The sequence below is a fragment of the Psychrobacter immobilis genome (genome assembly GCF_904846285.1).
In the GTDB taxonomy this organism is placed as follows: Bacteria; Pseudomonadota; Gammaproteobacteria; order Pseudomonadales; family Moraxellaceae; genus Psychrobacter; species Psychrobacter immobilis_D.
Map to the genome: position 1 here is coordinate 1 of NZ_CAJHAD010000046.1, position 6021 is coordinate 6021.

The following is a 6021-nucleotide window of genomic DNA, read 5'->3' on the forward strand; positions in this document are numbered from 1 at the left end:
GAGTAAGTCATGGTTATTTATTGTGGTAATCGTTTAGTTGATTTATTTTATAACACTTTTATGGTCAGGTGACTATAGTTATTAAGTCAGGCAAAAATAACATGACAAACCGTTAACCCTCGGAGCGCAACGCTTCACTTCTTAACTGAGTTGTCTTTAGCAAGCATTTTTAATAATGTCCTTTGAACAATGTTATTTTCGTTTATTCCCAAACCGCTTCGCCTGCAAAAATCCAAACCTAAGCCCCAAAAAATATATTGATTGATAATCAGAAACACTGAATAGAAAAATGCTCTTCAATTTTCATTTTTTAAGAGTAATAACGATAAAAAGTATCTTTACGATAATGCAAAACTGCGGCTAAAAACCAGCTAAGCATAAAACTTATACGCAACCAAACTAATTAACTTATTCTACTTTATAGCTAATGATGTCATTTAACCAAATGGCAAATAGACTCGGCTGGCTTAAAATTGCGCTTAACAAAAACCAAAAAATAAGAAAGCAAGAAAAAAAATACGAAAAATACTGCAACGAGCAAACTAAAATCAAAATAATAAGGATATGACGATGACAAAGTTAACGTATCAATTTGAGCAAAAACGGATAGACAATGTGCAGTGGTCGCATGGCGCAAAACTGTCTGGAATAACGGCACTGGCGAGTGATGAGAAAGGGCGCGTACGTAAAAGCCCATTATTTTATCTTAAGACGGTTTCAATAAATAATTATGAAGATGATGTGTATTTTGTAAATAATACCGATGACACACTGAGTTTTGCCGCGCCGTTTAGGCTGTGCCGGAACATAGATGAAGCGAGGGCTAAGCTTGGTGATGTCAACGTTGAAAACGTGGAAAAAGTAAAACTTTATAGCGATGATATGGATCGTTTATACACGAACATTTTACCCAAGCAAGGGGTGCTTATTGGCAGTATTCATATCATTTATGATAGCGATGCGCTGATGCAGTGGTTTATCAGTGTGCCTTACAAGAGCATTGATACGCATTATGGTATTTGGCGTTTTAACATAGTAGAGAAGGGCGGTATTGGCGGGTCTTATCCACTACTTTGGGAGGATTTTAGTAAGCCCTCGCATGTGGTGAGTAGCGAGTGTGTGACTGAGCGTGATGAGATGTCGATAGAGCCTTCACTTTATGAGGAGCGCTGTTGGGTGTTAGAGCAATTTATCGAACAGTATGGCGTGGCTGACGCCATATTTATATTGGCCATTAACGATGTACTCTATCGCTATTGTGTGGGCTGGAGTGCGCCCTACAATGAGTCTGATATTCAGGCAAAAGACATTGCGCGTAAATTAAAAGAGCAAAAGCCAAAAGATGCTAAGGCGGTAAAAGCTATTGTCCAAGCAGTTTACGATTTTTGGTTTGATAAAGGCTTTGCAAAAAATATCTCAATGCAAGCTTGTGCAGAGATTTTGAGTTTATACCAAGCGCAGATAACCAATCAAAAATCGGTTTAAATGACAAAGCAAATGAATAAAAATAGGTCTAAACAATAATAAAAGGAGAAAGCTATGATGTTTCCTATCGAGAATAAAGACACATTTTTACTATTTTTTCATGGTCTCGATTCGAGTTGCGAGACTAGTAAATATACTTGTATTACGCGTGAGCCAAAATATTTTCAAACGGTCAATTATCGAGATGATTTTGTAGAAATATTTGAGATTTATGACGCTTTAATTCAAGAGAAGATGCATGAGTATCCACGCGTAGTATTGGCAGGGCACTCGCTTGGTGGTTGGTTTGCCAATCATTTTGCCCACAAATATAACTTGCGGGCGCTATTGATTGCGCCTTGTATTTATCCAAGTGAGGTTTTAGCAGATCGTATTCCAGCAGTGGCGGATATGAAATTGTCTTTTCCGACCTCAAACTCTGAGATGGTACGAGTCATGGTGGAAGTCGACGATGAAAGCTTAGATGTGGCGGTCGCTAAACGAACCTTAGTCAATCTGCCTGATAGCTGGGAAGTCGATTATTTTGACGGCGGTCATCACCGTATCGCCCGTAGCAGTGATATTTGGTATCACTTGGTACATTTGTGTGAAGACCCTATCGTTTGGATGGATGAGGCGACGTATCATGGTGAAGACTGAAGCGCGTGCTCAACCTAAAAGAGTAGACAATCTGAAAAAGCAGGTATTTAAGGGTAAACAAAAAGCCCTGTTAAAGAATAAGTAAACATATCAGTATTTATTTTCTATCAGCTGATGTGCTATCATCATTGAGTCATTCATCGTGGGTTTAACAGTTTTGTCATTGCCATTCGCTATTGCAAATTATCATAATTGCAATGGGTGGCGGCGTACAAACCTTGCAACTTCCAGCACGATATAAAACAATCCTGGTAAAGCGCATGAGCCTGTACTCCGACATCCTCATTTGTGCCTGATTTTATAATTTTTCGTCGGAGTTATAGGAATCTAAGGTCTTCACTATCATGAGCCAATCTAGCAATCCATCCAAATATACTCGCCGTTATCAGCCGTGTCATCCTCTCGCACAATACGTCATCGCTCAAATAGATACGTTAGAATATCGTGCGCAAGATATTGTCAAAGCCATGGGTTACCCTTTAAAACATACCATGCCTGCCTGTGAACGCTTACGTCATGTGTTGTCTAATAAACATATTGGCCTTGATGGCAGCTATAGAGATAAATACTTTACCGCCGATGAGTTTTTAGCCAAGCTATTTTTGGTGCTCGATTTGCCTTATGAGCCATTTGCAGAAGATATCGCTCAGATTAAGGATGAGATAGCACAGGGTTCTAAGCCGCAACCTCAATATCGTTTACACGCCGATGTTGATTTTAATTTTGATGGTAACGCAAATTGGTTGTCTCGTTGGGGCGCTTCACTTTGGACTCATGTAGATTTGCCGAGCGGATTTGCCAAACTAGAGGAAGATGCGCGTAAAAGCATTATCAAAGAGCGTATCCGCGCGCATTATCAAGAGCGTGGGGCTAATGTGCCGTACGATGGCACTATAAAAGGCTATCGCTTGATTATTGAACTGCAAGATAAAGAAGTCGAGAGATTCGAGTACGACTTACCAAAATCTAAAAGTGTTTAATAGCCTAAGCAATATTAATTCTATAATCTTATAATTCTAAAAAAATCGCCTTTACAATGTTTTAGATTAAACACAAGCCTTACTACTTTTTATGATAGTGAGGCTTTTTTGTATCGAGTAGACCCTTTTAAGATTCAAGTCTACCATTGAAGGTCAGTACGGTCATTGTTATGATAAATAAGGTTAATGTCAAAACTGTCACAACCACTTCTAAAATCTACCGATACCTTGACAATAATTGGCAATAAAATAATAATTTTTAAGTCTAAAGTGATAAAAATTAATCAAACTGCGAAACACCTCTATGACTTCCTCTTATCCTTGTCTTTACTCTTTTCGTCGTTGTCCTTATGCCATGCGCGCCCGACTTGGCATACTGTTTGCCGAGCTGCAGGTGGAGCTGCGCGAGATAACGCTCAAAAATAAACCGCCACAGATGCTATCGATTAGCCCCAAAGGCACAGTGCCTGTTTTACAGCTTTTAGACGGGACAGTAATTGAAGAGAGTAGAGAGATAATGACATGGGCGCTTGAGCAAAATGATCAGCAAGCGTTGCTTAATGCAGAGGTTTTGCATCAGGCGCATGCGCTGATTGATAAAAACGACAATGAGTTTAAATATTGGCTTGATCGCTACAAATACGCCGACCGTCATATCGAGATGAGCCAAACAGAGTATCGACAAAAAGGGGAAGCCTTTTTACAGCTTTTAGAGGAACTCCTGACTAAAAATCCTTATCTGCTAGGGAAAAGCGTGACGCTTGCTGATATTGGAATTGTGCCTTTTGTCCGTCAATTTGCTCATGTCGATCGCGATATTTTTTACAGTCTTCCTTATCCGAATCTACAGCGATGGCTACAGGACTGGCTCTCCCATCCGCTATTTTTACAAGCGATGACTAAGTTCCAGCCGTGGCAAGAAGGGGATGAGGTGGTGATTTTTCCTGCCGCTTTCATCAACCGTCATTAGTGCTATGATAAAATCTCTCAATTAAATATAAGAGGTTGCCATGACCGTTGATCTCAATAGCCGCTACGGCTTGAATGCTGCTCACAGTGAAGTCGTAGAAGCGTGCCAAACTGTTGAACCGTGCGATGCGCTGGATATGGGCTGCTCAAATGGGCGCAATGCTTTGTATCTTAGCCAACTTGGGTTTAATGTGACGGCGATAGATGCCAATCCCAGCGCTGTAAATATACTGCAAGATATTATTAAACAAGAAGCCCTGACAAACATTAAGGCTGAAGTGTACGATATTAATCGCGCTAGCCTTGATGCAGATTACGGTTTTATCAGCTGCACGGTTACCCTTATGTTCCTTGACGCCACTCGTGTTGCTGCGGTTATTTCCGATATGCAAGCGCGTACGCTGGCTGGTGGTTATAATCTGATTGTTTGTGCCATAAGCACGCCCCCGTATCCATGTCCAGTTAATTTTCCATTTACCTTAAACGAAGGTCAATTGCGCGACATGTATCAGGGCTGGGAGTTGATTAAATATAATGAAGACGTCGGTACTATGCACAACGGCGCGCAATTACAGTTTGCGACCATATTGGCACGCAAACCCAGTTAGACAATGTTAGACAATTCTAAGTAGTAAATTTTGCTCAAGCAATTTATTAGAGTGGTCAATAAAAAGGTGGTTGACGTTATAGTAAAAATAACGCTAACCGCCTTTTTTATAGCTTGAGCATAATAACATTCAAACACTTATCTCTTAATAACACCACTGCAAGCCATTATTATAAAAAGCGTTAAGCAAAAAATAATATCCCTTTATGAAATACTGCTACTAATAGGGTATCATAATCACCCTAAAACTAATCATAAAGCTTTTAAGAGACTGTAGAGAGTTCTATCCAACAGCGCGGAAAACTTATATTAGAATGCTATCTTGAACGACCTTTATTATATTAAACTGACTATATTGAAAAAAACTAGCCATAGAATAGGCGTTATAAAAGCACATTTATACCAGACCATTGATAATTGAGAGATAAGGCAAATCGTAATGCAACAAACACAGAACCCTATGGAACAAATGCAAAGCGCGGTAGAACACAGACCGGTATTTATGCCTAGGGTCAATAGCGAAAATTTGGTCAAAACGGACATGGTGCGATTTGAGCGGCATGTGGGGTTTGCAAGTAGACAAAAGAAAAAATCCATCAATGATATGCATCAAGTCATTCGCAAAAAATATGGCTTTAGTCATGTTTTAGAGCTATCTAGTAAATCTGGCAATAAATTGAGCTTTCCGCTCAGTCCATTGAGCTTAAAGCTAACCAATGAACATGATGGTCAAGCGTATAGTGTCGAAAACGCCTTTCAGAGCAGCATGATTTTTGAGGATGGTGGCCCTTATACTGACTTGCTGACAGTGCCGCCAAGACAAGCCAAAAAGGATGAGCGTTTAATAACCTCAGGTGAACTGGTTGGCTATAATTATTTTGGCATGGAATGGAGTGTAGAGCCATTGACTACATTTTATGACTGGCTGTATGTCAATGCCCTAAAGCAAAATCCTCAGCTGCATGAGGCAGTTATGCAATATCAAGCTTTTACCGATCGTGAATTTAATCCTAAGAAATCTATCCATTGTGCGGCTTATGCACTGGCGCTGTTTGTCGCGCTTAATAAACGTGGGTTGCTCGATAATATTGAAGATCCAACGGTATTTTTTAACTTATATCATGATTTTAAAGTGAGTAACACCGAGCAGCTTTTGGAAGAGGGTTGGGTCTAAATGATTTATAAAGCAAAATTCTTATATATCATCAATGGGCTTTAAATCACGTAGAAATTATATAAAAAGGTTTCAGCTGTTTATTTAGCATATAGTCAGTTCTTTTTAAATAAGATACAATCGTTTTAAAACAAACGAAATGGCAGAATAACAAATGACCTATTCAG

At 39.5% G+C, this 6021-nt stretch carries 6 protein-coding genes; all 6 read left to right on the forward strand.

Annotation, left to right across the window (positions count from 1 at the left end; genetic code table 11):
• The first annotated feature begins 570 nt into the window (after positions 1 to 570).
• The 6 genes from JMX13_RS13320 to JMX13_RS13345 all read left to right on the forward strand — a co-directional run bounded on the left by JMX13_RS13320 (position 571) and on the right by JMX13_RS13345 (position 5854).
• Positions 571 to 1485 carry a hypothetical protein gene (locus JMX13_RS13320; protein WP_201613288.1) on the forward strand — a complete coding sequence of 305 codons (915 nt, stop codon included), beginning with the start codon at positions 571 to 573 and terminating at the stop codon, positions 1483 to 1485.
• 54 nt (positions 1486 to 1539) lie between these two features.
• Positions 1540 to 2124 (forward strand): alpha/beta hydrolase family protein, encoded by a 585-nt coding sequence (locus tag JMX13_RS13325; protein WP_201613290.1) that lies wholly within the window; start codon positions 1540 to 1542, stop codon positions 2122 to 2124.
• A 344-nt stretch (positions 2125 to 2468) separates the two neighbouring features.
• Positions 2469 to 3104, forward strand: a complete 636-nt coding sequence (locus tag JMX13_RS13330; protein WP_201613291.1) for a hypothetical protein — start codon at positions 2469 to 2471, stop codon at positions 3102 to 3104.
• A 304-nt stretch (positions 3105 to 3408) separates the two neighbouring features.
• Complete coding sequence (locus JMX13_RS13335; RefSeq protein WP_201613292.1) at positions 3409 to 4074, forward strand: glutathione S-transferase; 666 nt, start codon at positions 3409 to 3411, stop codon at positions 4072 to 4074.
• A gap of 40 nt (positions 4075 to 4114) precedes the next feature.
• On the forward strand, positions 4115 to 4681 hold the full coding sequence (tehB, locus tag JMX13_RS13340) for a tellurite resistance methyltransferase TehB (RefSeq protein WP_201613293.1): 567 nt from the start codon (positions 4115 to 4117) through the stop codon (positions 4679 to 4681).
• 459 nt (positions 4682 to 5140) lie between these two features.
• The gene (locus JMX13_RS13345) at positions 5141 to 5854 is read left to right on the forward strand and encodes a DUF6977 family protein (RefSeq protein ID WP_201613294.1); all 714 of its coding nucleotides are present in this window, start codon (positions 5141 to 5143) and stop codon (positions 5852 to 5854) included.
• The last annotated feature ends 167 nt before the right edge of the window (positions 5855 to 6021 follow it).

Bases quoted from the DNA above. Each gene is read 5' to 3' on its own strand.
- JMX13_RS13345 (WP_201613294.1), top strand. From the start codon at position 5,141: ATGGAACAAATGCAAAGCGCGGTAGAACACAGACCGGTATTTATGCCT.
- JMX13_RS13335 (WP_201613292.1), top strand. From the start codon at position 3,409: ATGACTTCCTCTTATCCTTGTCTTTACTCTTTTCGTCGTTGTCCTTAT.
- tehB (WP_201613293.1), top strand. From the start codon at position 4,115: ATGACCGTTGATCTCAATAGCCGCTACGGCTTGAATGCTGCTCACAGT.
- JMX13_RS13320 (WP_201613288.1), top strand. From the start codon at position 571: ATGACAAAGTTAACGTATCAATTTGAGCAAAAACGGATAGACAATGTG.
- JMX13_RS13330 (WP_201613291.1), top strand. From the start codon at position 2,469: ATGAGCCAATCTAGCAATCCATCCAAATATACTCGCCGTTATCAGCCG.
- JMX13_RS13325 (WP_201613290.1), top strand. From the start codon at position 1,540: ATGATGTTTCCTATCGAGAATAAAGACACATTTTTACTATTTTTTCAT.